21 protein-coding genes and 2 pseudogenes are annotated in these 23,624 nt (G+C 66.0%); 8 read left to right on the top strand and 15 right to left on the bottom strand.

The features are described 5' to 3' along the window. Positions 1-40 precede the first annotated feature (40 nt). Positions 41-781, top strand: coding sequence for a dienelactone hydrolase family protein (locus QLQ86_RS08110; protein ID WP_282816516.1), 741 nt, complete (start codon positions 41-43; stop codon positions 779-781). Between the two features lie 115 nt (positions 782-896). On the opposite strand, the gene QLQ86_RS08105 is transcribed toward QLQ86_RS08110, so the two are convergent. Continuing rightward, positions 897-2,381, bottom strand: a complete 1,485-nt coding sequence (locus QLQ86_RS08105; RefSeq protein ID WP_282816515.1) for a hypothetical protein — start codon at positions 2,379-2,381, stop codon at positions 897-899. 5 nt (positions 2,382-2,386) lie between these two features. After that, entirely contained in the window at positions 2,387-4,687 is a 2,301-nt protein-coding gene (locus QLQ86_RS08100) for a mechanosensitive ion channel family protein (RefSeq protein ID WP_407650068.1), read from the bottom strand. Between the two features lie 158 nt (positions 4,688-4,845). Here QLQ86_RS08100 and QLQ86_RS08095 point away from each other — a divergent pair, with 158 nt between their 5' ends. Continuing rightward, on the top strand, positions 4,846-5,841 hold the full coding sequence (locus tag QLQ86_RS08095) for an amidoligase family protein (protein WP_282816514.1): 996 nt from the start codon (positions 4,846-4,848) through the stop codon (positions 5,839-5,841). Then, complete coding sequence (locus tag QLQ86_RS08090) at positions 5,838-6,524, top strand: gamma-glutamyl-gamma-aminobutyrate hydrolase family protein (RefSeq protein ID WP_282816513.1); 687 nt, start codon at positions 5,838-5,840, stop codon at positions 6,522-6,524. Before QLQ86_RS08095 ends, QLQ86_RS08090 begins: the two co-directional genes overlap by 4 nt. A gap of 102 nt (positions 6,525-6,626) precedes the next feature. Here the strand turns inward: QLQ86_RS08090 and QLQ86_RS08085 are convergent, their stop codons facing one another. Continuing rightward, positions 6,627-7,058: an OsmC family protein gene (locus QLQ86_RS08085; protein WP_282735635.1), complete on the bottom strand. Its 432-nt coding sequence runs from the start codon at positions 7,056-7,058 to the stop codon at positions 6,627-6,629. A 155-nt stretch (positions 7,059-7,213) separates the two neighbouring features. Between QLQ86_RS08085 and QLQ86_RS08080 the strand changes: the two genes are divergently transcribed. After that, positions 7,214-8,098 carry an aldo/keto reductase gene (locus tag QLQ86_RS08080; RefSeq protein WP_282816512.1) on the top strand — a complete coding sequence of 295 codons (885 nt, stop codon included), beginning with the start codon at positions 7,214-7,216 and terminating at the stop codon, positions 8,096-8,098. Between the two features lie 15 nt (positions 8,099-8,113). Here QLQ86_RS08080 and QLQ86_RS08075 read toward each other — a convergent pair whose 3' ends face one another. Both QLQ86_RS08075 and nfi read right to left on the bottom strand, forming a co-directional pair. Then, the gene (locus QLQ86_RS08075; RefSeq protein WP_282816511.1) at positions 8,114-8,659 is read right to left on the bottom strand and encodes a DUF1415 domain-containing protein; all 546 of its coding nucleotides are present in this window, start codon (positions 8,657-8,659) and stop codon (positions 8,114-8,116) included. 62 nt (positions 8,660-8,721) lie between these two features. After that, a complete protein-coding gene (gene nfi, locus QLQ86_RS08070) occupies positions 8,722-9,432 on the bottom strand; it encodes a deoxyribonuclease V (RefSeq protein ID WP_282816510.1) in 711 nt (236 codons plus the stop codon). A gap of 75 nt (positions 9,433-9,507) precedes the next feature. Between nfi and QLQ86_RS08065 the strand changes: the two genes are divergently transcribed. Next, positions 9,508-10,776 (top strand): exonuclease SbcCD subunit D C-terminal domain-containing protein, encoded by a 1,269-nt coding sequence (locus tag QLQ86_RS08065; protein ID WP_282816509.1) that lies wholly within the window; start codon positions 9,508-9,510, stop codon positions 10,774-10,776. Further along, a complete protein-coding gene (locus QLQ86_RS08060) occupies positions 10,773-14,078 on the top strand; it encodes an AAA family ATPase (protein ID WP_282816508.1) in 3,306 nt (1,101 codons plus the stop codon). Before QLQ86_RS08065 ends, QLQ86_RS08060 begins: the two co-directional genes overlap by 4 nt. A 46-nt stretch (positions 14,079-14,124) precedes the next feature. On the opposite strand, the gene QLQ86_RS08055 is transcribed toward QLQ86_RS08060, so the two are convergent. Continuing rightward, complete coding sequence (locus QLQ86_RS08055) at positions 14,125-14,319, bottom strand: hypothetical protein (RefSeq protein WP_282735641.1); 195 nt, start codon at positions 14,317-14,319, stop codon at positions 14,125-14,127. Between the two features lie 98 nt (positions 14,320-14,417). Beyond that, complete coding sequence (locus tag QLQ86_RS08050) at positions 14,418-14,936, bottom strand: peroxiredoxin-like family protein (protein WP_282816507.1); 519 nt, start codon at positions 14,934-14,936, stop codon at positions 14,418-14,420. Between the two features lie 238 nt (positions 14,937-15,174). Between QLQ86_RS08050 and QLQ86_RS08045 the strand changes: the two genes are divergently transcribed. Beyond that, positions 15,175-16,107, top strand: coding sequence for a formate/nitrite transporter family protein (locus QLQ86_RS08045; protein ID WP_282816506.1), 933 nt, complete (start codon positions 15,175-15,177; stop codon positions 16,105-16,107). A 51-nt stretch (positions 16,108-16,158) separates the two neighbouring features. On the opposite strand, the gene QLQ86_RS08040 is transcribed toward QLQ86_RS08045, so the two are convergent. The 7 genes and pseudogenes from QLQ86_RS08040 to QLQ86_RS08010 form a co-directional block, all read right to left on the bottom strand. Beyond that, on the bottom strand, positions 16,159-16,509 hold the full coding sequence (locus QLQ86_RS08040; RefSeq protein WP_282735644.1) for a DUF3147 family protein: 351 nt from the start codon (positions 16,507-16,509) through the stop codon (positions 16,159-16,161). A gap of 85 nt (positions 16,510-16,594) precedes the next feature. After that, positions 16,595-17,905, bottom strand: a complete 1,311-nt coding sequence (locus QLQ86_RS08035; RefSeq protein ID WP_282816505.1) for a carboxypeptidase-like regulatory domain-containing protein — start codon at positions 17,903-17,905, stop codon at positions 16,595-16,597. After that, the gene (locus tag QLQ86_RS08030) at positions 17,902-18,294 is read right to left on the bottom strand and encodes a hypothetical protein (RefSeq protein WP_282816504.1); all 393 of its coding nucleotides are present in this window, start codon (positions 18,292-18,294) and stop codon (positions 17,902-17,904) included. The genes QLQ86_RS08035 and QLQ86_RS08030 overlap by 4 nt, the downstream gene beginning before the upstream one ends. A 163-nt stretch (positions 18,295-18,457) precedes the next feature. Continuing rightward, positions 18,458-18,601, bottom strand: coding sequence for a hypothetical protein (locus tag QLQ86_RS08025; RefSeq protein WP_282735647.1), 144 nt, complete (start codon positions 18,599-18,601; stop codon positions 18,458-18,460). 315 nt (positions 18,602-18,916) lie between these two features. Continuing rightward, positions 18,917-19,750 carry an ion transporter gene (locus QLQ86_RS08020; protein WP_282816503.1) on the bottom strand — a complete coding sequence of 278 codons (834 nt, stop codon included), beginning with the start codon at positions 19,748-19,750 and terminating at the stop codon, positions 18,917-18,919. A 73-nt stretch (positions 19,751-19,823) separates the two neighbouring features. Next, positions 19,824-20,243, bottom strand: a pseudogene (locus tag QLQ86_RS08015) (IS1380 family transposase); the annotation flags it as partial. A 79-nt stretch (positions 20,244-20,322) separates the two neighbouring features. Beyond that, positions 20,323-21,248, bottom strand: a pseudogene (locus tag QLQ86_RS08010) (IS481 family transposase). 345 nt (positions 21,249-21,593) lie between these two features. Here QLQ86_RS08010 and QLQ86_RS08005 point away from each other — a divergent pair. Further along, a complete protein-coding gene (locus tag QLQ86_RS08005; RefSeq protein ID WP_282816502.1) occupies positions 21,594-22,139 on the top strand; it encodes a phasin family protein in 546 nt (181 codons plus the stop codon). Positions 22,140-22,451: 312 nt separating this feature from the next. Here QLQ86_RS08005 and QLQ86_RS08000 read toward each other — a convergent pair whose 3' ends face one another. Continuing rightward, positions 22,452-23,621, bottom strand: coding sequence for a mandelate racemase/muconate lactonizing enzyme family protein (locus QLQ86_RS08000; protein WP_282816501.1), 1,170 nt, complete (start codon positions 23,619-23,621; stop codon positions 22,452-22,454). Between the last annotated feature and the right edge of the window lie 3 nt (positions 23,622-23,624).

Raw genomic sequence — 23,624 nt, 5'->3', positions numbered from 1 at the left:
ATGCTTTCGTCACTCACTCTGGAAACGCCGGAGCCTGCTCATGTCTCGTGCAATCGACATTCCCGCCGCCGACGGCACCATCGACGCCCATATCGTCACGCCCGATAACGCCGCCGGCCCGCTGCCGGCCGTGGTGCTGTTCACCGATATCGGCGGCCTGCGCCCCTGCTATCACGAGAAGGCCCAGCAGATCGCGGACCACGGCTACGCCGTGCTGATGCCCAACCTCTACTACCGCGATGCAGCGGGGTCCGTGGTGCCGGAGGGCAAGTCCTTTCGCGACCCCGACGTGCGACCGACCCTGCTCGAGTATGCCGCCCGCCTGACACCCGAGGCACAGACCCGGGACTTCGCCGCCCTGCTGGGATGCCTCGACAGCGAAGTCGAGTTCACGCACGGCAAGGTGGGCGTGGTCGGCTACTGCATGACCGGCGCCTTCGCACTGCGCATGGCGGCCCAGCACCCCGGCCGCGTGGCCGCCGCAGCCGGCTTCCACTCGGCGCGCCTGGCAGAGGCCGACGACCCCGCCAGTCCCGCGCATGGGGTCGATACCATCGAGGCGCGGGTCTATCTCGGCCATGCCGACCAGGATGCGCTGCTGCCACCCGAGCAGATCGCCCGCATGGACGAGGCGCTGGCCCAGGCCGGCATACACTTCACCACGGAGCTCTACAAGGGGGCGGCCCACGGCTTCACCGCCAAGGACGCCCCGTCCTACGACGCGGCCGCCGATGCCCTGCACCACAAGCGACTCGCCATGCTCCTGGAGGAGGCGCTGTAGCACGACCTTTGCAGACCCGTCAGCGATCAATGTAGAGGGGCCATAGCAGACACCCCCCGATTGATTCACCAAGAGAGCTGGCGGAGGGATGGATCCGACCTCAATGCGAAGCGGATTAGCCCCCCGGCTTGGCCTCGTGCCCCGGCCCCTCCTCGTGGACCAGCTCCACGTCAACGATTCGCGAGCGGCTCATGACAATCTTCCAGCGCTGCAGCAGCGGTTCGCCGTCGCCCTCCACCTCGCGGATCACCAGGTTGATCAGGTGGCGCTTCTCCACCGGCTCGCGGACCACCTGTCCCTTCTCCTCCAGCCGGTAGACATGGTGACTGCCCTTGTCCATCAGCCGCGCCAGCGGCGCGAGGTCCAGGGTCAGGGTCTCGCGAGTGCGGTCATAGCCGCTGAGAAAGCGGGTCGGCGACATGCGCGAGCTGGAACGGTAGTGCAGCACCACCTCCTCGCGCTGGGCCAGGTTGCGCTTGCGCACCCGGCGGATCTGCTCGTCGAGCCGGGCATAGCGCTGGTAGTCGAACCACTCGAGCTGGCGGCCCAGGACCACATTGCTGGTGGGGTCCAGGTACTGGCGCCGCCACTTGGGACGGCCCCGTCGCAGCCAGCGCCACAGGGTGATGCGCAGGTCATCCTTGAACACCTCGCGCAGCGCATAGATCACCGCCAGGGTCAGCACGAAGAGTGCGGTGATGTCGCCCAGCGACTCCCGGGCCTGCAGCAGGCCCAGGGAGACGAAGATCATCACCACCGCCGTGGCGAAGGCCTTCACCGCCTTCTGCTCGCCGCCGCCCAGCTCCTGGCTGCGCTGCTTGAGGGTCACGGGATACTCGATCAGCCGCCTCAGCAGGCGCATCTTGTTGGACATCCGGGTGGGATCCCGGGTGACCCGCTCGGAGTTGTACTCCTGGGCACGGCGATGCTCGATCTCGTCGCGACAGATTGTCAGCAGGCGCTCGCGGATCGTGCGATAGCCCTGGCCCCGCGGCAGGTGGGCGACCAGCGCCAGCAGGTTCTGCTCGGTGAACCAGGAGAGGTAGTTGTCGATGTTGGCGTAGTAGCGGTGCAGGCTCTCGTCGCTCGGCTCCTGGCGGCGCAGCCGCCCCAGGATGCCCCGAGCCAGGTCGGCGGTCTCCTCGAGCTGGGTGCGCAGCCGCTCGACCTCCTCGTCGTCCTGCGCCGTGCCGGCCCGGGAAGGGTCCTGGGTCTTCGCGGCCTTGTCGTCACCTCGCTTCTCCGCCTGCCGCACGCGACGCGACAGCTCCAGCAACGCCTGGGTGGAGCGCTCCAGGGCCACCACGTACTGGTAGGCGTAGAGGCTCAGCCCCAGCCGATACTGGCCGGCGTCCAGGCGCTTGCCCGCCAGGCGGCTCATCACCAGCGGCAGCCGGTGGCGGTCGCTGTAGTAGGTGCGCTTGACATGGATGGCGCCGTGGTAGAACGCCTCCTCCGAGAGCACATGGGAGTTGAGGCCCAGTTCGGCGGGCACGAAGAGGAAGAGGTCCAGCCGATGGGAGGTCTCCTCGCGCAGCACGCGGGAGACCTTGAGGTGCAGGCTGTCCCGGCGCTCGACCGTGATCTGGTGGGTCGCCATGGGGACTAGGCGGGATCCGGGGAGCCGCCCCGGGCATTGGTATCGCCGGCGGGGTCGGCGACCCCGGCCTCGCCGGGCCGTCGCCCGCTGGCATCGCGGCCCTCGGCACCCTCGCCGGTCCCATCCAGGCGGCCCCCGCCCTGCCCTTCCATGCTCACGCTGAGCCGCGGCACGCCGAGGTCGACGGACTGCGTCTCCATGCGCTGCTTGAGCAGCAGGTTGAAGGCCCGCGCCACGTCCCACTGCATCTCCGGGGCGGTGCGGAAGCGCATGCGCAGGATAGCGCAGCCGTCCTCGAAGCTGTCGATGCCCTGCATCTCCAGCGGCGACCAGATGTAGTGGCGCATCATGGGGTCCTGGCGCAGCTCCAGGGCGGTCTCCTGCATCAGGGTGGTGGCATCGTCGATCTTCATGTCGAAGGGGACGCGGACCCGCATCAGGGCGATACCGAACTGGCGCGACATGTTGTGGATGGACTCGATACGGCTGAAGGTGATGATGTGGACAACGGCATCCAGGTCGCGCAGGCGCACGGTGCGCAGGGTCAGCCCCTCGACGGTACCGATATGGCCGTTGATCTTGACGAAGTCGTCCACCGCCAGCGAATCCTCGATGAGGATGAAGATGCCGGTGATCAGGTCCTGCACCAGGGTCTGGGCGCCGAACCCGATGGCCAGGCCGATCACCCCGGCACCGGCCAGCAGCGGCGTGACGTTCACCCCGAGGTTGGCCAGGCCGACGATGGAGGCAATGATCACGATCGTGGCGAAGATGATGTTGCGGATCATCGGCGTGATGGTCTGCGCCCGGGCCAGGTTGACCCGCCTGCCCCGGGCACGCGCCGGGCTGGTCAGGGCGCGCTGGATGGCGGTGTCGGCGAAGATCCAGATCAGCCAGGCCAGCAGCACGGTGAAGCCGATGGCCAGCAGCGCCTGGCCGATGCGTACGCTGGCCACCCCCTGCTGGCCGATGCCGATCAGCGAGCCCCCCCATACCTGCAGCGAGAGTTCGGCGAAGGCGATCCAGGCGAGCACGTGGGCCAGGGCATAGCCGAAGCGTTCCAGGCGCCTGCGGTAGTCGCTCAGCCGACGGCGCTTGGAGCGCCGCTCGCCGTGCCGGCGGATCAGGCCGGTGACGACCAGCGTCAACACCAGCAGCGACGCCGAGATGATCGAGCGGGCCAGCGCCGTGCCCACGTCGCCCACGGTGATGAAGATCGCCAGCAGCGAGCCCCCCACCAGCAGCAGGGCCGGCACGTGCCACAGGCCGCCCACCAGCCGCGCCACCTCGGAGGAACTGCCCCTGTCGCGCCGCAGGGTATAGGGGCGATTGCGGATCAGGTGCTTGATCGGGCGCTTGAAGCGCAGGATGAAGCGTCCGCTGATCATCGCCGCCAGCACGTTGGCCAGCACCGACATCAGGCTCGCCAGGTCGCTGCCCATGATCCCCGAGAGGCGGGTGGAGTTGAACGCATCACCCAGCGCGATCAGGGCCCCGATGATGAACAGCGGCCTCAGGCTTTGCTGCTGCAGGATCTGCACGGCGATGAAGCGGTGGCCGCTGGTAAAGACCGAGATCACCGTCTCCACCACCACCGAGAGGGTGCGCCCGCATAGCGCCACATAGGCGATCACCAGGGTCGCGGTGCGTCCCGAGCTCTCCGGCACCAGTTGGGCGATGCCCAGCACCAGCAGGAAGGCCAGCGCCCAGGGCAGCATGCGGCGCAGGAAGTGCACCACCAGCAGCCAGGCCCGAGGCTCGCGGGGCAGATCCAGGGGCCAGCCCCGGCGCCTGGCGAGCATCCGCCCCAGAGCGATCAGGATCACCAGCAGCCCGGCCCAGATCACCAGCAGCACGGTCAGCTCGATGACGAAGCGCAGCAACTCGGTATTGCCGGTCTGCACCACCAGGTCCACCAGGTCGGACCCGCCCTGCTGCAGCTGGCGCTGCCACTCATCCACCGGCGACCGGCCGGCCTCGGCCTGCTCGCCGAGGTCGCTGATGGTCTCGGCGAGGGCGCCGAGCAGGCCCTGGGGGCGGGTGATCCCGGCCTCCTCGGCGGTCGGGTCGTGGGCCTGCTGCAGCTGGCGCAGGTTCTCCAGCAGGGCCTCGCGCTGGTCGGCATCCTCGAGGGTGGCGATCACCTCGCTCAATGACTCCTGGAAGGCCTGGGGGTCATGGGAGGCCGCCTCCTCCCCGCTCCCCGGTGTCAGAGCGGAAAGGGGCGTGGCCTGGGCCGAGGCCAGCGTTGGAAACAGCATCGCAAACAGCAGCCATATCAACAGGCTGCGAACGACAACGAACATCCGGTTCGTTTCAGGCACTCTCTCGACTCCCTGGCATTTCGTCTCCCTGGTCTCTCCGGGTCTCGTCTCTCTGGCGAACGGATGACGGCTCGGGCCGCATCCATGATTCCCGAGGCAGTGTGATAGGCTGCCGACAACATGTCCTACAGGATGCCGTCATGACGCCGCAACCGCCACCCGAACCCCGCAATGTCGACGGCGAGACGCGTCGCGTCGGCGTCGAGATCGAGTTCGCCGGCCTGCCCCCCCGGGAGACGGCCGAACTGGTGCGCGAGCTGTTCGGCGGCGAGATCGAGACCCTCAGCCCCCATCGCCTCAAGGTCGTCGACACCCGCTGGGGCGCGTTCGGCATCGAGCTGGACACCCAGTACGCCCATCCCGATCAGACCGCGGTGGATGCCGAGGCCGCCGGCGACAGCGAGTGGGAGCGCATGCGCCTGGACTTCCATGCCCGGACACGGGAGTTGATCGGCGACGTGGTCACCGGCCTGGTGCCCACCGAGATCGTCTGCCCGCCGGTGCCCTGGGACGAGCTGGAGGAACTCGACGCCCTCTTCGAGGCGCTGCGCACCCATGGGGCCAAGGGCACCGACGCCAGCCTGCTCTATGGCTTCGGCCTGCACCTCAACCCCGAGGTGCCGCGCCTCGAGGTCGAGAGCCTGCTGGCCTACCTGCGCGCCTACCTGCTGAGCGCCGCCTGGCTGCGCGAGCAGATCCACGTGGACATCACCCGCGAGGTACTGCCGCATGCCAATCCCTTCCCTAGAGCCTATGCCCTCAGGGTGCTGGACCCGGACTATGCCCCGGACCTGGACACCCTGATCGACGACTATCTGGCCGACAACCCGACCCGCAACCGTGAGCTGGACCTGTTCCCACTGTTCGCCCACCTGCGCCCGGAGCATCCCCACGAGCTGTTGAGCGACAAGCTGGTCAAGGCGCGCCCGACCTTCCACTACCGCCTGCCCAATGCCCAGCTCTCCGAGCCCGGCTGGGGGGCGGTGACGGAGTGGAACCGCTGGCTGGAGGTCGAGCGCCTGGCCACCACCCCGGAGACACTGGCCGAGCGCAGCGCGCAGTTTCTCGCCCGCCACCGCCCCTCGGCGCCGCGCCGCTGGCTGACCCGCCTGCGCCGCTGGGTGTCTCGCCGATGAGCCGTACGACGCGTCCCCTGATCGGCATCACCACCTCCGACGCCAAGAGCCGGATCGCCTGGTGGTTCGACTGGTTTGCCGTCTGGCGCCACGGCGGTCGACCGCGGCGGCTGTCACCCTCGCGCACCTTCCCCGAGGCGCTCGATGGCCTGATCATCGGCGGCGGCGACGATATCCAGGCCCACCTCTACGACGACGAGGTACGCCTGGACGTCCGCGTCGACCCGCAGCGCGACGAACTCGAGCTCGAGCTGCTGGAACGCTTCATCCCGCTGGGCAAGCCCGTACTGGGCATCTGCCGCGGCGCCCAGCTGATCAACGTCTACCAGGGCGGCACCCTGGACCCGGACATCTACACCACCCACGAGGGGCTCAAGCGCCGCCGCACCGTGCTGCCACGCAAGACCGTGGACATCGTCGCCGACAGCCAGCTGCATCGCATCCTCAAGGTGAGCTGGTGTCGCATCAACAGCCTGCACCACCAGGCGGTGCAACGGACGGGAAAGGGCATCGAGATCGTCGCCCGGGACCGCGATGGCCTGGTGCAGGGCATCGAGTCCCGCGACCACGAGTTCCTGATCGGCGTGCAGTGGCATCCCGAGTGGCTGGTCTTCAACCGCCCCCAGCAGCGGTTGATCCGCGCCCTGGTGAAGGCCGCCCAGCGCGGCATCGCCTCGCCGTAGCGCCCCCGGGACAAGCGCGATACCCGACACAAGACGCCGGGGCCACCTCACGGTGGCCCCGGCGCGATGATACCTGCCCGGCCGGTCAGGCCGGAGCCGGGCTCAGTTTTCCAGCGTCGCCGACAGGCTGATCTCGGCGTTGAACAGCTTGGAGACGGGGCACCCTTCCTTGGCCTTGTCGGCCGCGTCCTGGAAGGTCGCCTCGTCGGCGCCCGGAATCTTCGCCACGGTGTCGAGATGGATGGCGGAGATGGCGAAACCGCCCTCGACCTCCTCCAGGGACACCTTCGCCTCGGTGGCGATGCGCTCGGCGGTCAGGCCGGCCTCGCCCAGGATCAGCGACAGGGCCATGGAGTAGCAGCTCGCATGGGCGGCGCCGATCAGCTCCTCGGGGTTGGAGCCCGCCTCGCCCTCGAAGCGCTTGGCGAAGCTGTAGGGGACGTCCTGGATCGCGCCGCTCTGGGTGGAGACCGTCCCCTTGCCGTCCTTGAGGCCGCCCTGCCAGACGGCGCTGCCGGATTTCTTGATGCTCATGTCGACTCCTTCTCGTTGTCAGGGGTAACTTGCTGCCTCTTCACCATACACCATGGGGATGCCCTCCTCCTGAGGCAAGGTCGATTGCATCGGCGACCGCCAGCAACCAGACTAGATGAAAAATATTTCCACACACCTTGCATCAGGAGATCCCCATGCCGACACCACCCAGCGTGCGACTCCCCGCCACCGCCCATGAACCGGCCCGCGACCTGCCGGCCATCGGCCAGGGCACCTGGTACATGGGCGAGGGGCTGGCGCCGCGCCGCGACGAGGCGCGCGCCCTGCAGCATGGCCTGGCCCAGGGCCTCACCCTGATCGATACCGCCGAGATGTATGGCGACGGCGGCGCCGAGGAGGTGGTGGGCGAGGCGCTCGCGGGGCGCCGCGACGAGGCCTTCCTGGTCTCCAAGGTCTACCCCTGGAACGCCGGGCGCGACAGCGCCATCGCCGCCTGCGAGGCGAGCCTCGCCCGCCTCGGTACCGACCACCTCGACCTCTACCTGCTGCACTGGCCAGGCAACATCCCGCTGGAGGAGACCCTGGAGGCCTTCGAGCGGCTGCAGGAGGCAGGCAAGATCCGCCGCTTCGGCGTCTCCAACTTCGACGTGGACGAGATGGCCGCACTGACCGCCCTGCCCGGGGGCGCGGCCTGCGCGGTGAACCAGGTGCTCTACCATCTGGGCTCGCGGGGCATCGAGCACTCGCTGCTGCCCTGGCAGCGCCAGCGTGGCATCCCCACCATGGCCTACTGCCCCCTGGCCCAGGCCGGCAGCCTGCGACGCGACCTGCTCGGCCATCCCGAGGTGAAGGCGGTCGCCGACGAACTCGGGATCACGCCCACCCAGCTGCTGCTGGCCTGGGCGATCCGCCCTATCGACGGCACCAGGGACGTGATCGCCATACCCAAGGCCACCCGGCTCGCGCACGTGGAACAGAACGCCGCCGCCCTGGCGGTCGAGCTGGACACCGATAGCCTGGCCCGCCTCGACGCCGCCTTCCCGGCGCCGGACCGCAAGACGCCGCTGGATATCGTCTAGGCTCGGCCCTGCAACCTAGCCGCGCAACCTGGCCAGGGCATCGGAGAGGGCCTCATGGCCCAGCTCGCGCATCGCCGCGATATTTCGCTCGGGGATCCCCGCCGGGTCCGGGTGGTGGGCCAGGGCCCGCGCCAGCCCTTCCTCGCGCAGCAGGTGCCACATCGGGAAGGGGGAACGGTTGGTGAAGTTGGCGGGGGCCTCCGGCTCGGCGTCCGCGAAGACGTAGTCCGGGTGGAAGCTCGCCAGCTGGTAGGTGCCCTCGAAACCCTGCTCCGCCAGCAGCGCCTCGGCGACGGCCAGCAGGTCCAGGTAGTCATCGAAGTCGTCGAGCCCCTCGGTGAGCACCAGCAGCGTGGTCTCCACCTCGGGGGTGGCGTCCAGGTGGCGGCACTCGTCGAACAGCGCCAGCAGTGCCGCCTCGCGGTCCGAGGCCGGCACCGCCACATAGCGGATGGTGTCGCGGGCCACCTCGCGGCCGGCGAAGGGACAGACGTCGCGGGCGACCACGAAGGTCTCCACCCAGGCACGGGTGGCGGCAAGAGGATCGGGGGATGCGGTCATGGTCGCCTCGTTCAGGGAAGGGAGCGAAAGAAGGGAGCGACAGTATAGCCCAGGCGGCCACCCTACCCTACCCGCCCCCGCCGCGAGGCCAGGCGATCCGCCAGCCGGGTCGGCTCCGGCAGCTTGGTGCGCCCCAGGCATCGGATGACCCACGCAAGCGACGTGGGCAGCGACACCCGGTGCCCCGGCGAGACGAAGATCGGCTTCACCTTCACCCGCGAGCGCAGCACCGCGCCGATCACCTCGTCTTCCGGGCCATCCACCAGCGGCGTCCAGTCGCCCCGCGCCGGCCCCGGCTCGCCGTGGCGCCCGCACAGCCGCGACTTGGCCACGCCGATGGTGGGCAGGTCGAGCCACAGACCCAGGTGGCTGGCCACGCCGATCCGCCGCGGATGGGCGATGCCCTGGCCATCCACCATTACCAACTCGGGCCACACGGTCAGTTCATCGAAGGCCGCCAGCGCCGCCGGCACCTCGCGAAACGACAAGAGCCCCGGCACATAGGGCATGCGCGTCGGCTCGCGATGCACCACCTGCTCCACTATCTCCAGGGTGGCCGGCTCGAAATCGCCTGACGCACCCGGCGGCCAGGCCAGCACCACCACCGCCGCGCGGGTGATCTCGCCACCCTGCTCGAAGCCGATATCCACGCCGGCGAGGTGTCGCACCGGCTCCAGGCGGTCGGCACGTTCCACGCGAGAGGCCAGCCGCTTCTGCAGGGCGATGGCCTCGCTCGGGGCGAGGTTCCAGTCGTGCAAGGGCGAAATGGACATCCTGGCTCCCTGATTCGTCGGTGTCGCTCGGGTTAGACTACGGCTTTTGTCGCGTGACGGAACACCGGGGAGCCGATGCTGAAACTGATCCATACCGCCGACTGGCACCTGGGCCAGAGCTTCCATGGCCAGGAGCGCCACGCCGAACACCGCGCCTTCCTCGTCTGGCTGCTCGATACCCTGGTGGAACGCCGCGCCGACGCCCTGCTGGTGGCCGGCGACATCTTCGACGTGGTCAATCCTTCGCTGCGCGCCCAGGAACTGCTGTACGACTTTATCGTCGCCGCACACGAGCGGCTGCCGAGCCTCGACATCGTGCTGATCGCCGGCAACCACGACAGCGGCAACCGCATCGAGCTGCCCGCCCCGCTGATGCGCCGGCTGCGCACCCATGCCCTGGGCCGGGTCCGCTGGCTGGACGACGGCACCCTGGACGCCGAGCACCTGCTGGTCCCGCTGACCGACGAGGACGGCGAGACCCGCGCCTGGTGCCTGGCACTGCCCTTCCTGCGCCCCGCCGAGGTCACCGGCAACGGCATCGCGCCCCCCCACGGCGAGGAAGGCAACGACTATGTCGCCGGCATCAGTCGCGTCCACACCCAACTGGTCGAGGCCGCCCGCCACCGGCGCCGGCCCGGCCAGGCGCTGGTAGCGATGAGCCATGCCCACCTGCACGGCGCGGCCGTCTCCGAGGCCAGCGAGCGGCCCATCGTGATCGGCGGCGAGGAATCGATCTCCGCCACCCTCTTCCCGGATGACATCGCCTACGTGGCGCTGGGCCATCTGCACCGTGCCCAGCGGGTCGGCGAGACGCGCATCCGCTACAGCGGCAGCCCCCTGCCGCTGGACTTCAGCGAGGTCGCCTACCCCCACCAGGTGGTGGAGGTGACCCTGGACGGCGAGGCACTGGCCGCGACCGAGGCGATTGCCGTGCCACGCCCGGTGGCCATGCACCGCATCGGCCCGGGCCCGCTGGATCGGATACTGGCCGAACTCGAGGCCCTGGAAGATGACTCGGCCCTTGCACGCGAGCGCTGGCCCTGGCTGGAGGTGCGCGTGGAGCTCGATGACCCGATCCCCGACCTGCGCGCCCGGGTGGAGGCAGCGCTTGCCGACAAGGCGCTGCGCCTGCTGCGCCTGGAGCGCCGCCTGCCCCGAGTCGAGGGCGAGGAAGCCCCGGCGAGGGTCGACCTGGCGACCCTCGGTCCGCGCAAGCTCTTCGAGCGCACCTGGGAGGCACGCTGGGGCCAGCCGCCGGACGACGACGTGCTCGCCGACTTCGACCGGCTGCGCCAGGAGGTGCTCGATGCCGACGACGAGGCCGCCGAGGAGGGTCGCCCATGAGGATCCTCGCCCTGCGCCTGGAGAACCTGGCCTCGTTGCCCGGCCCGCTCGAGCTCGACTTCACCGCCGCCCCGCTGCGCGATGCCGGCCTCTTCGCCATCACCGGCCCCACCGGGGCCGGCAAGAGCACCCTGCTCGATGCGCTGTGCCTGGCGCTCTACGGCGGCACGCCGCGGCTGCGCCAGGCACCGGCACGGGACAGCCAGATCGACGACACCCCGGACTCCACCCTGACCACCAGCGACCCGCGCACCCTGCTGCGCCGCGGGACCGCCGCCGGCTTCGCCGAGGTGGACTTCCTGGGCCGCGACGGGCGTCGTTATCGCGCCCGCTGGGCGGTGCGCCGCGCCAGGGAGAAGGTCGGCGGCAAGCTGCAGAAGGCCGAACAGTCGCTGCGCGACCTCGAGGACGACCGCCTGATCACCACCCAGAAGCGTGAGTTCGACCGCCTGCTGCCGGAACGCCTGGGGCTCACCTTCGACCAGTTCACCCGCGCCGTGCTGCTCGCCCAGAGCGAGTTCGCCGCCTTCCTCCAGGCCGACGACAACGAACGCAGTGACCTGCTGGAGCGTCTCACCGGCACCGCCGAGTACTCGGCGATCTCCATGGCCGCCTACCGCCGTGCCAGCGAGGCCAGAAAGGCCGTGGAGGTCCTGGAAGCGAGGCTCGCCGATGACCTGCCCGCCGAGCCCGAGGCTCGCGCCGAGTTGGAGCGCGCCGCCAAGGCCACCCGGCAAGCACTCGCTGACCTGCAGGCCCAGGCGGAGTCGCTCAAGGCACAGCGCCGCTGGCACGATGACGATGCCCGCCTGCACGAGGCATACCGCCAGGGCCAGGCACAACAGCGGGCGGCCCAGGAGGCGTGGCAAGCGCTCGCTCACCTGCGTGCCGAACGCGAGTGGCGCCGGCTGATTGCCCCGCGGCGCCACGCCCTGCTACGTCGGAGCGAACTGCCCGAGGAGATCGCCGCCCTGGAGGCGAGCCACGCCGGGACCCTGAAGGCACGGGAGGCCGCCGGCACCGAGCAGCAGGCGGCGGAGACCGCCCGGACGCAGGCCGAGCAGGCGTTGAGCGAGGCCTCTGATGCCCGCCGCCGGGCCGAGCCCGGCCTGCGCGAGGCCCGCGACGAGGCCCAGCGCCTCGCCACACGGGAGAAGCAGCTCGCCGACCTGGAGGCGGCCCGCACCCGCCAGCAGGCACAGGCCGAGCGGCTGGCCCGCGAGCAGCGCAAGGCCGAGGCGAACCAGCAGGCCCGACAGCGGCAGCGCGACGACTGGCAGGCAACCCTGACGCGGTGGGTGGGCGCTCACTCCTGCCTCGACGAGGCCCGGCAGGCCGCCCAGCGGGATCACGACCAGGCCGCCCGGCGTCATCTGGCCCTGGGCGAGCTGGCCAGCCGCTGGCAGGAACTCGGCCGTACCGAGCAGGCCCTGACCCGCCTGGCCGGCCAGGTCAGCGACGACCAGGCCCGCCGTGACAGGCTGCTGGAAGAGGGTCAGCGCGCCCGTCAGCACCTGGACAGGGCCCAGCACCACCTCGACAGCGTCGCCGCGCTGATCGAACGCAGCCGCGCCGTGCGCAGCGAGAGCGTGGTGCGGCTGCGCGATACCCTCCAGGAAGGGGACCCCTGCCCGGTGTGCGGCGGCCTGGATCATCCCTTCCGCCAGCACCCACCAACCAGCAGCGAGGCCGCTCAGCTCGCCGCCCAGGAAGCGGAGGAAGCGCGCCAGCTCGACGAGGCCCGGCAGGCCCGCGACACGGCCCAGCAACAACGTGACGAGCTGGTGGGCGAGTACCGCGCCGTGGAGGCCGCCCTCACCCGGCACCGGCAGGACCGGGAAGCGGCCGAGCGGCAATGGGCCGCGGCCCGCCAGGCCCTGGAGGCGCACCCCCTCCAGGAGGAACTCGCCGCCATCGCCGAACCCGAGCGCGAAGGCTGGCTGCAGGCCCAGCGAGAACGGAGCGACACTCTACGCCGGCAGGAGCGGCAGCGCCTGGACGAACTGGCCCGGGCCGAAGCCGAGCTGGCCCCGCTGGAACAAGCGCTCCAGGAGGGCCGGGTGGCGCTGGCGCGCCTGGAGGCCGAGAAGGCAGGGGCCGATAGGCAGCTGGCCGAGTTGGACGAGCAGCTGCCACCACTGCGAAAAGAGCGCGACGCGCTCGCCCGCCGGCTCGCCGACCGGCTCGGCGAGTATGCCTCACCGGATGCCTGGCAGCAGCGGCTCGACGCCTGCCAGGAGAGCGCCCGCCAGGCGAAAGACAACGCCCAGGGGCGTCTGCACGAGGCCCAGCGTGAGCACCAGCGCCTCGCCCAGCAGGTGGAGCACGAAGCCAGGCAGCTCGACCAGCGGCGCAACGAGCAGGAGACCCTGGCCCGCGAGCTGGCCGACTGGCGCCAGGCGCACCCAGAGCTGACCGATGCCACCCTTTCGCGGCTGATGGCCCAGTCCGAGGAGGACGCCCGGCACGAGGAGCAGCGGATCGAGGCGGCCAACCAGACCCGCCAGCGCGCCGCCGCCACCCTGGCCGAGCGACGCGACGCCCTGCTGCGCCACCGACGTGGCCAGGGGCTGACCGAGGACGACAGCGACGAGGCGCTGTTGGCCGACGCCGTTGCCGACACGCTGCACCGTCGCCGCGAGGCCCTGGAGGAGGCCCAGGCCGAGCTGGCCCCCCGCCTGGAGGAGGCCCAGCGGGACCGCGACAACGCTGCCTTCGCCCTGAGCGATGACGACCGCCGGCGCGAGCGCCGCAAGGCCGGCCAGGCCGAGCGGGATGCCGCCCAGGCCGAGTACCGCCGCTGGGGCCGGATCGGCGAGCTGATCGGCTCCGCCGACGGCAAGGCCTTCCGTCGCATCGCCCAGGCCTACAACCTGGAGCAGCTCCTCGAGCATGCCAACGCCCACCTGGCCGGCCTCAGCCGCCGCTACCGGCTGGTGCGCGGCGGCAGCCCCCTGGGCCTGCTGGTGGAAGACTTCGATATGGGCGACGAGCGCCGCTCGGTGCACTCCCTCTCGGGCGGCGAGACCTTCCTGGTCTCGCTGGCCCTCGCCCTGGGGCTGGCCTCCATGGCGTCGGGGGAACTCACCATCGAGTCGCTGTTCATCGACGAGGGCTTCGGCAGCCTCGACCCGCAATCCCTGGCGCTGGCCATGGAGGCGCTGGATGGCCTGCAGGCCCTGGGCCGACGCGTGGGCGTGATCTCCCACGTGCAGGAGATGCACGAACGCATCCCGGTGCAGATCCAGGTAGAACCACTGGGCAACGGCACGAGTCGTGCAAGGTTGGCATATCCTCCTTGATTGAAGTGGTCCCCGAAATCAGGACCAGGCGCCATGCTCTGATCCGTTACTCTTCGAGTTCCGCTAAAGCCGTGGTGACGGCTTCGGCATACTGGCCTTCCGTCAGTCCCCAGTCGCTTAGCATTTTCGAGTCCGGTGTTTCATTTGTTGCGGCGCGTAGCGCTTCGGTGGTTTTTTGCTCAAAACAATGTTTGGCATACGCCTTCGTCTGCGGGTCATTCAACTGGTCAATAAGTTGCATGTTGGTTCCTCGTGATAGCCGGGTTATAAAGTCACGTCGTTCAGCAAAAATGGATTGGCCCCACTGAGGCTGGACGGTGGCGGCTTTTTTATCGCTAATCACCCAGTACCACGGGGTGGGTAATCCTTTTCCTGGATAACGCCTATTCCCTTCTTGATCATCTCCAGATCGGGACGACAAAAAGGGGCGCTGGAAATCTCAACGAAATGCAGCCCGCCATCCGGACGAAGGAAAAATAATGCAGGCTCGGCAAAAGGTTGATCGGTCTCTGTACGATCCATGGGAGTAGAGATATAAAGCCCTAAATCCCGTGCCTGATCGATACCAAGGCCATACGCAACCTCGAAATCCAGATCCAATTCAGCGGCGAAGGTTTTGGCTTTTTCTTCAGGGTCGGTGGATACCGCAACGACCTGCACGTTCATTTCGTCGAAGTCCGCTTTCATCTCTTTGATCTGGCTAAGATATTTCTTGCAGACAGGGCAATGCAGGCCCCGATAAACGACCAGCATTCGCCACTTCCCCTCCGGTGGCCGACCAAGGACCAATGCCTCACCACTGAGGGTTTGTAAGTAAATATCCGGAAATGGCGTGTCGATTTTTGCCTGTCGTGACATGGTTAATCTCCTTTTTACTGCGTTATACCTTATCCATATTCCACTCCGACCTGATAAAAACGGATCGGTAGTGACACCAAGGCGCTACCTTCGCTACCAGTTTGAGAGAAAGAGAGGGTCGTATCTGTGCGCTGCCACACAGAATGCAAAGCGGAGATGGATGATGGTGAAGCGGTCGCCGACGACATCGTCATGGCGAGACGCTACAAGCGTTTCTGGATGGCTAAAGGACGGCTGAATGAGTGACGTGGAAACCAATCGAGACACCTCCTCCGAAAAGAAAGCCAAGGAGGCCGCGGACGAGCACGAGTCTCGCGCCAATGTCCAGGATCGCGAATCCCTTGAACAGACGCCGACGTCGAGCGAAAAGTCACTGACTCGGAAAGAACGTGATACCGTAGCCGAACATGGCAATCTATCGGCGCTGACTCTCTACTCCATCACCCTGCGCGAGGGCGAAGAGGAGCTACAGCGCCCGATAACCTCGCTCTGGTGGTCCGGTGTGGCAGCGGGGCTCGGGATTTCGACCTCAGTCCTCGTTGAGGGAATTATCCGCTCCAATCTTGGCTCAGATCACCCCTACCTGACATTGATTGAAAGCCTGGGTTACTCGTTCGGGTTTGTCCTCGTGATCCTGTGCCGGCTTCAACTGTTCACCGAGAACACCATCACCGTGGTTCTGCCTCTTCTGGCCCAGCCGACGCGCAGCCGGTTCTATTCTACCGCACGCCTTTGGGGAGTTGTGCTTGCGGCGAATTTATGCGGCACGTTTATTACTGCCGCCATCGGCATCCACGGGGGCATCCTTACCGTCGACACCCTCGCGGCGATCCTTGAGATATCGCACCACTTGGCAACGCTGACCCCAGCCGAGACACTTTTGCGAGGTATTCCCTCAGGCTTTTTCATCGCTGCTATGGTGTGGATGCTGCCCTCGGCGAAGAGATCCGAAGTGCTGGTTATCGTCATGTTTACCTGGCTGATTGCGGCGGGTGACTTCACCCACGTGATTGCCGGATCATACGAGATATTTACTTTGGTACTCAATGGGGAAATGAATATTTTTACCGCCTTGATCTACCATGTTTCTCCGGTACTCATCGGTAACATTATCGGCGGTACAGGGTTGTTCGCGATGCTCGCCTATGGCCAGGTTCATGAAGAAATGTGATACGGCGCCCTTGGGGCGCAACGGAAAGAAGGTCCGTCCCAAATATTTTACTCAAAGCTCGAGGTCGTAGTGATGCAGTACCGTTACCATCAGCCAGTAACAGATGGCGGTGATTCCGATCGACACCACGAGACCGAGGTAGAAGTTGACACCCTTCGCCAACAGGAGAGGCAACGCAATAAACAATGCCAGGGAGGGCAGGACCAGCCAGAACACGCTAGTGGCAAGCTCGCTGACTTTCCCGGCATCCCCCGTATCGATGTAGAGCCAGAGCATGGCCAAGACGGAAGTCAGCGGAATCGAAGCGATTACAGCGCCGACAAACGAGCTGCGCTTGGATATCTCTGTTATCAGCACCACCAGAACCGCGGTAATCGCCACTTTTGCAATGTAATAACCCAAGGTCTTCGACTCCTTGTGCCGGAAATCAACAACGCCATACACCCGGCCAGCTTCTCCTTATTGTCACAGGATCACAGGACGAGCACTACTGGCAACCGGTCGATTCTGCCTCGCTGTTCAGCTCGCGCAGCCTGACCTCGAGATCATGTCGCTGGTAGTCGGTATCGAAGGCCATCACCTCGAAGACGCTAGCGCCGCGCAGGCCGACCAACATCGGCGCAGAGTGGTGAACGAATGTCGCGCCGTCCATCGTCAGTTGCAGCCGTGGAAGGCCCTCCTCGTCGTATTCCAGGCGCAACGATTCGAAGCGCCACGACAGCGGTGCGTCATCGGCACAGCTTGGCAGGCTCACCGGAACCCCTGGGGTCAGTTCGACCTGCTGCCTCTCGAGTTCCTTGCCTTCGGCATCGGTCACCACCACCCGGTAGACACGCGGGCCAGTGAGGGTCTCGCCCTCCTCGTGGAGTTCCGCCTGCAGCGCGGCGCGCACGGATTCCACACGAAACAACGGCGGCTGATACGGCAATTCCCGCCCGGGAAAGGGACGATAGACGAAGCGCAGCGAGAGTAGCCGTTCGCTGGTGGCATCCAGCCCCGGTACCGCGCCGGTCATGGCAGTTAGCGTTGCGGGCTCCCAGGCCAGCTTGGCGTATCGATCTTGCGGGGTGCGCAGGAAGAGCGTGCCGGGGGTGTCATCCAGCGCCAGCCGCGTCGCCGAGGGCGGCTCGGGCGAGGCATCCAGATAGCGCAGCAGATAGTCCCAGGAGTCGTGGGCGATACCCTGCTCCTCGGCCGAGACGAAGTGGAGCCCTCCCCCATCGGGCACCGCCAGGGTGACTCTGAGAGGCGCTCGATTTAACTCGAGGGGATAGAGATCGGCAAGCGGCAGGTCTCGAGTCGGGGTGTCATCGATGAACGACCAGCCGAAAGGCTCACCCACCTCACCCCAGCCCAGATAAGCAGTGCCACCAGGCAGACGCTCGTCGCGGTTGACGACTGTTTGCAGGGTCAGCTCCGCCCCCGGCGGCACATGGCTCACGTCCAAGGTCTGAAATCCCTCAGCCTCGGCTTTCAACCGACCGCCGCCGCTGCCTACCAGCCATACCGGCCCGGGTAGTGGCAACCGAAAGCGCCCATCGGCATCAGTTGTCGCGGTGGCTACATAGCGCTTGTCCCACATCAACTGGCCATGGGATTCACTGCGACCCCAGCCCTGTCGGCTTACAGTGATGATGGCATCGGCTACAGGGGAACCGCTGTGATAAGCGACCAGCCGGCCCGAAACCGGCGCCGGCGAAAACCACCAAAGTGCCAGCCAAACCAGCAATGCCAACGCCGCCAGGGTGGCGGCCAACCCCATGGCAAGAAGACGGAACAGTCGGGAACGGCCACTCATGGCGCTTCAATGCTCGTTGCACCGCTGAGGTAGCGAACGGCCTCGACCGCCACGCGCGGGTGTCGCGATACCAGCACGATGCGCTTCGGGCCCAACAGGGTGTGAAGGTCCGCCTCAAGCAGCATCTCGCCGCGGAAGGTGACAACAAGGCGCTCGCCCAGGTGGGACGACAGCCGGCTATTGAAGATCCCGAAACAGGCCGGGGTTTCGGGCATATCGAAGCGCAGATGCACAAGATCATTCTCGACGACGACGTGGTCGACCCGCTCGGCGCAGGCCGGGGTCAACACGTATTGCTCATCGCCCGTAGCGAAGACCATGCCCACCTCATCGGCCTTGGCCATAGACACCGGCAGGATCAGTGCAGCAACCAACAACAGGTACCGCATGGCTTCCTCCCAGCCCCCGATAGGATCAGCATAGCTACAGGCGCAGGCAAGCCAATGGCGACGCGACCCAAGCCATGGAAGCCTGACCTGCACCCTCGCAGTGCAGGATGAAGCCTCAACGCCCCTGGTGCAGCTCGAACACCTTCATCAACTCGCGTCTGTGCTAGAAACCGATCCCCGGCACCTGCGAGAGCGCCACCTGTCCCGACTCTCTGGGCATGGCATCGGCAAAGCCGCTATAGCGCAGCAGGTTGCGCACGGCCTGATGGGAGAAGAGGTTCTCGCCGGTGGCCGTGCGAGGGTGCATGGTGCTGGCTCAGTTGCTGCTGCAGGGCGTAGTCCAGGGAGGGGCGCCGGCCTCCTCGTACCAGCGCACGCCGTAGGGCGCCAGGCCGGCAACTGCGCCAGGGGCTGGTTCTCGACCTTGGCGACGATGTGCCAGAGCGTCCAGCGCCGGTGAAAAGGGCTCGCTATCCTGTGTAAACAGATCGATAACGGGCCGCTTTTTCCCTGCATCAGGTTGTCAGCATTCGGCTAGAATCCGATCTTTAGCAAGATTTGATATAACGTTTCCGCTTGGCAGCCGTTGGTTCGGCGTGACTTTGTGTCCCTGGATCACGTTTCACACCCCCGGCGGGGGTCGCGACAGGTCGCGAATCTCATCGCGCAAGGCGAGCACCTCATCCCGGAGCATGGCCAGTTGCTTGGCCCCTGCCAATTCGGCGTCGGTACTATCGGCGTCGCGGCCGACGAAGAAGGTGGCGAGCGCCGCTGTCACATAGCCGAAGATACCGAAGGCGTACAGGGCCAGAAAGACGCAGAGGACACGTCCCTCTGCCGTCTGCGGCCAGTACTGCGAGCCCATCGTCGTCATGATCATGGAGGTCCACCACAGCGACTCGCCGTAGCTGTGCGGGCCGCCGGGTGCCTCGCTTTCGAAAGCATACATCCCGGCCGCGCCGGCAAACGTGACCAGCACAGTGAGGGCGATTATATACCCGAAGCCCCGTCTGCTCAGACTCGCGCCGAGCGCCTTCATCCCGCGGTTCAGCGAACTGACGACGCGGACAAGACGCAACCCCCGCCCCGTCCTGGCCAGGCGGAGTAGCCGAAACGTACGGAAAGCGCGGAAGATCCGAAGCGCGGGGATCAGCAGCGAAATGGCGGTCAGCCAGTTACGCTTGAGGTAAACGGCCTTGTCCGGGGCCAGGATCAACTTTACAGCAAAATCGAGAATGAAGATGACCCAGATAATCGTGCCGAGGAAATTGAACAACAGACTCTCGCCTCGAATCAACTCCACAACCAGCAGCACCAACCACACGAACGCGAGAACGAGCATCGGCGTTTCCAGCCAGCCCTCCAAACGTTCCAGCAACTCGTATCGCTCCCGTTTCAGCACCTCCGCGTCCGTGGCATTCGTGTCAGGATTCTCGTTCTTGCCCCTCTCACTCATAGTGTGTCCCCGCTTTTGACCTACCCCGGAAGCCTCCTACCAACGAACAGTGATGTGACTTCACGTCCTGATGCCGGGCATGCAAAGTCAGCGCGCCGGAGCCCTGAGCACCTGTGCGCACCTTCGGAGCAGGCTCCACCGAGGTGCGTCCGGTTCTCCAGCAGGCGGCTCAGCACTTGATAAGCATAGTGGCTCAACAGCAGGCTCACCTCACCATCACCTGCTGAACGGTCGAATCGCCATGGTTCGTCGAGGAGAGATGCATATCGAGCGCCGATTTCCCACACCCATGTGGGCTTCGGCCTTGCCCCGCCAGCGATACGGGAGCAGAACTTTCCCAGGCGGGGATGTCGAATTTGCCGAGACGGGTGACCAGCAACAAGCTGTGCAACAGCACGTCATCGGGACGTGCCTTCACCACCAGCACCACACGCCGCAGCGCTAGTCACTCGCCAGCTTGATCGGTCAGGTCGTGGCGCCATGTGTGGGGGCGTTACAACATTCCTATGCGGCTATGTGTAGGGTCCCGGATGATTGACTACTCGCTTGGTAAATAGCGCTGGCCGTTTAGCCTACCATTCTTTCATCGCTGCAATTGGTGATTGATGGTGCAGCGCCTTCTGGGGGATATGGTGATTGTACAGCCAACAATACCGCTTCAGCGTCTGCTCTAGTTCCTCACCTGATGCATAGCATCGAGTGGCCAGCACATCGCTGATACGACCGTTGAAGCGCTCCACCATGCCGTTCGTCTGAGGCCGCCCAGGCTTGATCAAGCGATGCTCGATGCCATGTGCCTGGCACTCCTGGTCAAACGGATGCCGGCCGCTGGGCTTGCGCTCACCGGCCCGTGTGAAGCGATCGGTGAAGGATTTGCCGTTGTCAGTCAGCACCGTCTGGATCTTGAAGGGCGCCTTCTCTTCCACCTGTTTCATGAACGCGCGAGCATCCTTCGCGGACTGGCTGCTGCGGACCTCCAGATACACCCAGCGCGTTGCCCGGTCGATGGCCACGTACAGGTAGCGCTTCTGCTGCTCGTCAGGCATCTGGGGCAGGTGCTTGATGTCGATGTGCACATACCCCGGTTCGTAGTCCTTGAAAGGCTTGTATCGGGGCGTCTCATCACCGCCGACATCTTGACGGGCCAGCTCCGCGAGCGTTGGCACGTCACGCCGCTTGAGCATGCGGTGCAGGCCGGACGTGACAGCCGAGGGTTCAGGAACTCGCGGGCAACGATCAGCAGATCATCGAGGCCGAGCCGAAGAAACTCGCGAGCGGCGACCAGCACTTCCTCCTGCTCGTGGGTGAGCGTGGTCAGCAGGTTGTGGCGCGTGTGGGGTCGATCATGGACATCGCCTCGGTAGCGCCAACGGCGAATGGTCGAGTCGGACACACCGTACTGACGGGCCAGTTCGCTGTCACTGATACTGGCGGACGCTGCCTGGATCTCAGCACGAATCTTCGGTGTCGTCGCTTGCTTATGCAGCTTGATGTCCATGAACCTGCTCCCGGATGAATTGCTGTAGAAGCTCTCTGGCTGCCAGCAGAGGATAACTCCTATAGCTCAGTTGATCATCCGGGATCCTACAGCTATGCAGAATGTAGGTGTGCTACCGCACGGAAAGGTTATCGATGACTGTTTATACTTTGATTGATGTAGCGGCAGGTGCCGGCCCGACAAGGAATGATGCGCTGACATCCTGGGTTTGACGCTTCTACATCAACAGGCTAAGGCAGCATCGGATCCTTTGATGGCTTGCTTGCCGAATAGCACATTTTGCTTGAGCAGCTCCTTCACTTGAGCAATTACCAATTATATCTTTACAAGACAAGGAGATACTTGATGAGCGCTGAAAAGACAAAGAAAGATGGCGACCAGGCCACCGAGCGAGGCACCGAGCAGTTCGACAATGCCATTCTCGAGCCGGTCCGTGCCTACGGAACCCTGACCACTGATTACTTTGAAAAACTGTTCTCGGCACAGTTCGATGCCGTTCGCACCTTTGCGGACACCAGTTTGGCGCAATCCCGCTCCTGGCTCGAAGTCAAGGATCCCGACAGCTTTCGGCAGGTGATCGAGGAGCAGCAGCAGGCCATCCGGGAAATGAGTGAGCGATTGAAGGAAGACACTGACAAGATACAGTCCTTGAGTCAGGAATACCTGAAGGAGACCCAGCAACTGACGATGGAGAGCGTGCAGTCGGGCCGCAAGCAGCTCGATGAAAACATGCAGAAGGCCCAGAAGCAGTTTCAGGACAACCTTCAGAAGGGGCAGGACCAAGTAGAAGACAGCCTTCAGAAGGGTAAGGAAGAGGCAGACACTACTCAACAGAAAAGCCAGCCGCAGACCGACAAGAGCAAGAAGTCGACCAGCACTGCGGACAAGTAATATTGAACACTTGATCAGAAAATCTTGATTTTCAGGGCCGTTTCCCCAGGAAAGCGGCCCTTTTGCCGTCTGTCTGGCTAGCTAGACGCCATCGGCAGCGGAACCATATCGATCGCTTCGACATATCCCGGGGACGTATCAAAAAACGGAGTGCCGCATGCATGTCGAATCGACTTGTCGATGGCGTGGGCATGTCCGGGCGCCATCGCGCTGCCACCACTGCTCCCACCGGCGTCCCTTCAGCGGATGATGCTCGAGCCAACGTCCAGGCGCTTCCTCATGCCCTGCACCGGCGCAGGGCATGACGCGACCTCAGCGCCCCAGGTGCGCCTCGAACACCTTCATCAGCTCGCGCTTGTCCTCGAAGCCGATCCCCGGCGCCTCTGGCAGGGCCACCTGCCCCGCCTCGATGGGCGTGGAGTCGGCAAAGCCGCCGAAGGGCGCGAAGACCCGCGGATAGGACTCGTTGCCGCCCAGCTTGAGGCCGGCGGCGATGTTCAGTGCGAACTGGTGGCCGCCATGGGGAATGCACTGCCGCGATGACCAGCCGTGGGCGCGCAGCACCTCGAGCATGCGCAGGTACTCCACCAGGCCATAGCCGAGCACCGGGTCCATCTGCAGGATGTCGCGGTCGGGGCGCATGCCGCCATAGCGCAGCAGGTTGCGCACGTCCTGGTGGGAGAAGAGGTTCTCGCCGGTGGCCGTGGGTGGCGCATAGTGCTCGCTCAGCTGCTGCTGGAGGGCGTAGTCGAGGGGGTCACCGGCCTCCTCGTACCAGCGCACGCCATAGGGCGCCAGACCATCGGCGAAGGCCAGCGCGGTGCGCAGGTCGAAGCGGCCGTTGGCGTCCACCGCCAGTCGCCCCGCGTCTCCCACGATGTCGATGGCGGCCTCGACCCGCGCGAGATCCTCGGCCAGCGGCACCGCGCCGATCTTCATCTTGGTGCAGGTGTAGCCCAGATCGAGATAGTCGCGCATCTCCTCCTGCAGGCCCTGGACCTGCTTGCCCGGGTGGTAGTAACCGCCCGCCGCATAGACCGCGATGCGTTCGTCGGGGCGGCCGTCGCCGTGGCGCTCGGCCAGCACCTGCGCCAGGGGCACGTTCTCGACCTTGGCGACGATGTCCCAGATCGCCATGTCGATGATGCCCACCGCCACGCTGCGCTCGCCGTGCCCCCCCGGCTTCTCGTTGGCCATCAGTACCGACCACACCTTGAAGGGGTCCAGGTTGTGGCCGCTGTCGTCGAGCAGCGACCTCGGCTCGGCGTCGCGCAGGCGCGGCAGGAAGCGCTCGCGCAGCAGCCCGCTCTGGGCGTAGCGGCCGTTGGAATTGAAGCCGTAGCCCACCACCTGGCGGCCCTCCACCCGGGCATCGGTATAGATGGCCAGGATGGAGACGTCCATGGTGGCAAAGGAGATGTAGGCGTTGGCGATGTCGGAGGCGATCGACACGCGGGCCTCGCGGATATCGGTGATTCTCATGGA

Origin of the sequence: Halomonas rhizosphaerae (assembly GCF_030012485.1) — a bacterium.
Lineage (GTDB): Bacteria > Pseudomonadota > Gammaproteobacteria > Pseudomonadales > Halomonadaceae > Halomonas > Halomonas rhizosphaerae.
Note: the sequence above shows the minus strand (reverse complement) of the source record. Positions and strands in the feature narration are given on the sequence as shown.

Excerpts from the sequence above, each read along its gene's own strand:
- QLQ86_RS08095 (WP_282816514.1), top strand. The coding sequence starts at position 4,846 with ATGACGCCGCAACCGCCACCCGAACCCCGCAATGTCGACGGCGAGACG.
- QLQ86_RS08050 (WP_282816507.1), bottom strand. The coding sequence starts at position 14,936 with ATGTCACGACAGGCAAAAATCGACACGCCATTTCCGGATATTTACTTA.
- QLQ86_RS08085 (WP_282735635.1), bottom strand. The coding sequence starts at position 7,058 with ATGAGCATCAAGAAATCCGGCAGCGCCGTCTGGCAGGGCGGCCTCAAG.
- QLQ86_RS08020 (WP_282816503.1), bottom strand. The coding sequence starts at position 19,750 with ATGAGTGAGAGGGGCAAGAACGAGAATCCTGACACGAATGCCACGGAC.
- QLQ86_RS08080 (WP_282816512.1), top strand. The coding sequence starts at position 7,214 with ATGCCGACACCACCCAGCGTGCGACTCCCCGCCACCGCCCATGAACCG.
- QLQ86_RS08110 (WP_282816516.1), top strand. The coding sequence starts at position 41 with ATGTCTCGTGCAATCGACATTCCCGCCGCCGACGGCACCATCGACGCC.
- QLQ86_RS08090 (WP_282816513.1), top strand. The coding sequence starts at position 5,838 with ATGAGCCGTACGACGCGTCCCCTGATCGGCATCACCACCTCCGACGCC.
- QLQ86_RS08005 (WP_282816502.1), top strand. The coding sequence starts at position 21,594 with ATGAGCGCTGAAAAGACAAAGAAAGATGGCGACCAGGCCACCGAGCGA.
- QLQ86_RS08075 (WP_282816511.1), bottom strand. The coding sequence starts at position 8,659 with ATGACCGCATCCCCCGATCCTCTTGCCGCCACCCGTGCCTGGGTGGAG.
- QLQ86_RS08105 (WP_282816515.1), bottom strand. The coding sequence starts at position 2,381 with ATGGCGACCCACCAGATCACGGTCGAGCGCCGGGACAGCCTGCACCTC.
- QLQ86_RS08030 (WP_282816504.1), bottom strand. The coding sequence starts at position 18,294 with ATGCGGTACCTGTTGTTGGTTGCTGCACTGATCCTGCCGGTGTCTATG.
- QLQ86_RS08065 (WP_282816509.1), top strand. The coding sequence starts at position 9,508 with ATGCTGAAACTGATCCATACCGCCGACTGGCACCTGGGCCAGAGCTTC.
- QLQ86_RS08045 (WP_282816506.1), top strand. The coding sequence starts at position 15,175 with ATGAGTGACGTGGAAACCAATCGAGACACCTCCTCCGAAAAGAAAGCC.
- QLQ86_RS08035 (WP_282816505.1), bottom strand. The coding sequence starts at position 17,905 with ATGAGTGGCCGTTCCCGACTGTTCCGTCTTCTTGCCATGGGGTTGGCC.
- nfi (WP_282816510.1), bottom strand. The coding sequence starts at position 9,432 with ATGTCCATTTCGCCCTTGCACGACTGGAACCTCGCCCCGAGCGAGGCC.
- QLQ86_RS08060 (WP_282816508.1), top strand. The coding sequence starts at position 10,773 with ATGAGGATCCTCGCCCTGCGCCTGGAGAACCTGGCCTCGTTGCCCGGC.
- QLQ86_RS08000 (WP_282816501.1), bottom strand. The coding sequence starts at position 23,621 with ATGAGAATCACCGATATCCGCGAGGCCCGCGTGTCGATCGCCTCCGAC.
- QLQ86_RS08055 (WP_282735641.1), bottom strand. The coding sequence starts at position 14,319 with ATGCAACTTATTGACCAGTTGAATGACCCGCAGACGAAGGCGTATGCC.
- QLQ86_RS08100 (WP_407650068.1), bottom strand. The coding sequence starts at position 4,687 with ATGTTCGTTGTCGTTCGCAGCCTGTTGATATGGCTGCTGTTTGCGATG.
- QLQ86_RS08025 (WP_282735647.1), bottom strand. The coding sequence starts at position 18,601 with ATGCACCCTCGCACGGCCACCGGCGAGAACCTCTTCTCCCATCAGGCC.